Source organism: Deinococcus sp. (genome assembly GCF_018260555.1).
In the GTDB taxonomy this organism is placed as follows: Bacteria; Deinococcota; Deinococci; order Deinococcales; family Deinococcaceae; genus Deinococcus.
Map to the genome: position 1 here is coordinate 1 of NZ_JAGLBB010000129.1, position 2,724 is coordinate 2,724.

At 64.1% G+C, this 2,724-nt stretch carries 3 protein-coding genes and 1 pseudogene; 3 read left to right on the forward strand and 1 reads right to left on the reverse strand.

All coding sequences use genetic code 11. From position 1 onward, the window contains the following. Positions 1-183 precede the first annotated feature (183 nt). Together mscL and QZ271_RS14195 are read left to right on the forward strand one after the other, a co-directional pair. Positions 184-558: a large conductance mechanosensitive channel protein MscL gene (gene mscL / locus QZ271_RS14190; protein WP_291432574.1), complete on the forward strand. Its 375-nt coding sequence runs from the start codon at positions 184-186 to the stop codon at positions 556-558. A 70-nt stretch (positions 559-628) separates the two neighbouring features. Further along, complete coding sequence (locus QZ271_RS14195) at positions 629-1,081, forward strand: DinB family protein (protein WP_291432576.1); 453 nt, start codon at positions 629-631, stop codon at positions 1,079-1,081. A 96-nt stretch (positions 1,082-1,177) separates the two neighbouring features. On the opposite strand, the gene QZ271_RS14200 is transcribed toward QZ271_RS14195, so the two are convergent. Beyond that, entirely contained in the window at positions 1,178-2,386 is a 1,209-nt protein-coding gene (locus tag QZ271_RS14200; protein WP_291432578.1) for a VWA domain-containing protein, read from the reverse strand. A gap of 136 nt (positions 2,387-2,522) precedes the next feature. Here QZ271_RS14200 and QZ271_RS14205 point away from each other — a divergent pair. Further along, positions 2,523-2,724, forward strand: a pseudogene (locus QZ271_RS14205) (hypothetical protein); the annotation flags it as partial.

The following is a 2,724-nucleotide window of genomic DNA, read 5'->3' on the forward strand; positions in this document are numbered from 1 at the left end:
AGATTTGCAGTAAATATTATGCTCATACAAAACGGGAACAAGCGTTTTTTGCCGTGTTTATCGTGCTGAGCAGTTACAGTGGGACGTTCTAATCTGATCCACCCTACATCATTTCGCCAGTCATCTAGACAAGTGTGTGTGAACCTTGTTGCTATCCGGTGAATAGGATGAAAAAATTCCCGCATGATTAGTGGATTCCGGGATTTCATCATGCGCGGCAACATTGTTGACCTCGCCATTGCTTTCGTCACCGGCGCGGCCTTCGCGGCGCTCGTCACGGCCTTCTCGAACGCCTTCATCAACCCGCTCATCAAACTCATTACGGGCGGCGGCGCCGTCGGCGGCAAATTCACAGTCAACGGTGTGGACTTCGACTACGGCCTGTTCATCACGGCCCTGATTACCTTCCTGCTCACCATGTTCGTCCTCTACTCCCTTGTCGTCGTGCCCTACAACCGCATGCGTGAGCGCATGACCAGGGCCGCCGACGCCGCCCCCGACCTCAGCAACGAAGAGAAGCTCCTGACCGAAATCCGCGACGCCCTGCGCGCCCGCTGAACCCCCGTCCCAGCACAGACTGAAGCGCGGCCCTCACACACGTGGGGGCCGCGCCCTTATCCTGCTGGGCATGAGCCGATCCGCGAACTACGCCCGCGCCTTCCAGATGCACCGCGCCGCCCTGATGGACCTCTACGAGCAGCTGCCGGAGGATCAGGGCACCTTCAGCGCCTGGGAAGGTGGCATGAACTTCATGGCGCAGGCCGATCACCTGTCTATCAGCGCGACCCGTTTCCTGAGCATGATCCAGGGGCAGGCGCCCGAGGCGGCTCCGGAACCCAGCCAGACCCTCACCGAGGCGCGCGGCCGCCTGTGGGACACCAACGAACTGGCCCTGGCCGCCATCAGCGCCCTGACCGACGACGACCTCGCCCGCCGCGTCCCGGCCTTCGGCGGCCGCGAGATGCCCGTCACCGCCCTGCTCGACATGATCATCACCCACGAGGCGCACCACAAGGGACAGGTGTGGGTCATGGCCCGCATGGTGGGCGTCAAACCGCCCATGTTCGTCAAGATGGGCTGAGGCACCCGGCAGCCACCGAACAGCACGTCAGGCAGTACATCAGAAAGAGCCGCTGGCAGATTTACGCTGCCAGCGGCTTTCTGTGCGTCCCGGCGTTCAGTTCACCAGTTTGGTCTTGTTCGTCACGAAGTCCATCAGCACGTACTGTCCGATGTTCTGCGGCGTCGTGAAGTACGCCTTGCCGCGCGTCATCTCGCTGACGCGGCGCACGAAACCCACCAGTTCCGGGTCGCGGGCCAGCATGAACGTGTTCACCTGAATGCCGCTGCGGCGGCAGTTGGCGACCTCGCGCAGGGTCGCGCCCAGCACGTAGGGGTCCAGGCCGTACGCGTTCTTGTAGATGCGGCCGTCCGGGAGGGTCAGGGCGCTGGGTTTCCCGTCCGTGATCATCACAATCTGCTTCATGTCTTTGTTCTCACGCTTGAGCAGCTGCTGCGCCAGTCGCAGGCCGCCCGCCGTGTTCGTGTGGTATGGCCCGATCTGCGCCTGCGCCAGTTTGGATACCGGCACTTCCTCGGCGCTGTCGTGGAACAGCACGAATTTCACGGTGTCGCCCGGGTACTGCGTGCGGATCAGGTGCGCCAGCGCCAGCGCCACCTGCTTGGCCGGCGTGAAGCGGTCCTCGCCGTACAGGATCATGGAGTGAGAGCAGTCCAGCAGCACCACCGTCGCCGCCGACGAGTTGTACTCGGCCTGCCGGATCACCAGATCCGACTCTTCGAGGTTCTCGAAGCCCTTGCCCATCACGTTGCCCAGCGTGGCGGTCGTGTCGAGGTTCATGGTGTCCCCGAACTCGTAGGGTTTCAGTTCGCCGGTCATCTCGACGCCCGACGCGTACTCGCGGGTGTCGTGCGCGCCCGCGCTGCTGCGCCCCAGGCCGCCCATCAGGTCCCGCAGGCTCTTGTAGCCCAGGAAGTCGATGCTCTTGTCGGTCAACTGGAATTTCGCGTCGCCGGGTTCGCCCGCGCCGCCGCCCTCGCCGTCCTCGAACTCCTTGCGGATAAAGCCTTCCTGTTGCAGGCGGTCCATCAACTGCTGAATCTGCTGCCCCAGCCCCGTCTCGCGGATGTCGTCGGCCTGCATGGCCTCCAGCAGCTGATCTTCGGGGATCATGCCGCGCTCGGCCAGCGCTTCCAGGATCGCGTCGAACAGGTCGTCCATGCTGGGCCGGGCGTTCGGGTCCGGGTCGTACGGGTCGTTCATGCCCTGCCCCAGCAGCGCCTCCTGAATCATCTGCATCAGTTCACTGGAATCCAGCTGATCCAGTTCCCCCTCGAACTTGCTGTACCGGGTAATGCGCGCCATGAAGACCTCCGTTCACTCCCAGCATGGCGCGTTTCCGGGCCGCACTTTGTAAGGGTCTGGGCCTTTCACGCGCGTGAATGTTGCTGCGCCCGCCCGCTCTTCCAACCGCTGCGCCGGGTGCGTCACAATGGAGGGTATGACTGATGCTTCTGCCTCCCTGCGTCCTGACGCCCGACTCGTGCGCCTGCACGCCGAACGCGGCGACCCGCAGGCGCGGCTGGCCGGGGCGCTGGCCGCGCTGGAAGGCGCCGACTGGGGTCTGCTGCTGCGTGACCACGCCGCTCTGGCCCGCCAGCTGGCCGCGCAGCTGGGCAGCGGCACACTGCGCGTGGACGCCC

What these genes read in the sequence shown, in the direction of transcription:
- QZ271_RS14200 (WP_291432578.1), bottom strand. Translation starts at nt 2,386, where the DNA reads ATGGCGCGCATTACCCGGTACAGCAAGTTCGAGGGGGAACTGGATCAG.
- QZ271_RS14195 (WP_291432576.1), top strand. Translation starts at nt 629, where the DNA reads ATGAGCCGATCCGCGAACTACGCCCGCGCCTTCCAGATGCACCGCGCC.
- mscL (WP_291432574.1), top strand. Translation starts at nt 184, where the DNA reads ATGATTAGTGGATTCCGGGATTTCATCATGCGCGGCAACATTGTTGAC.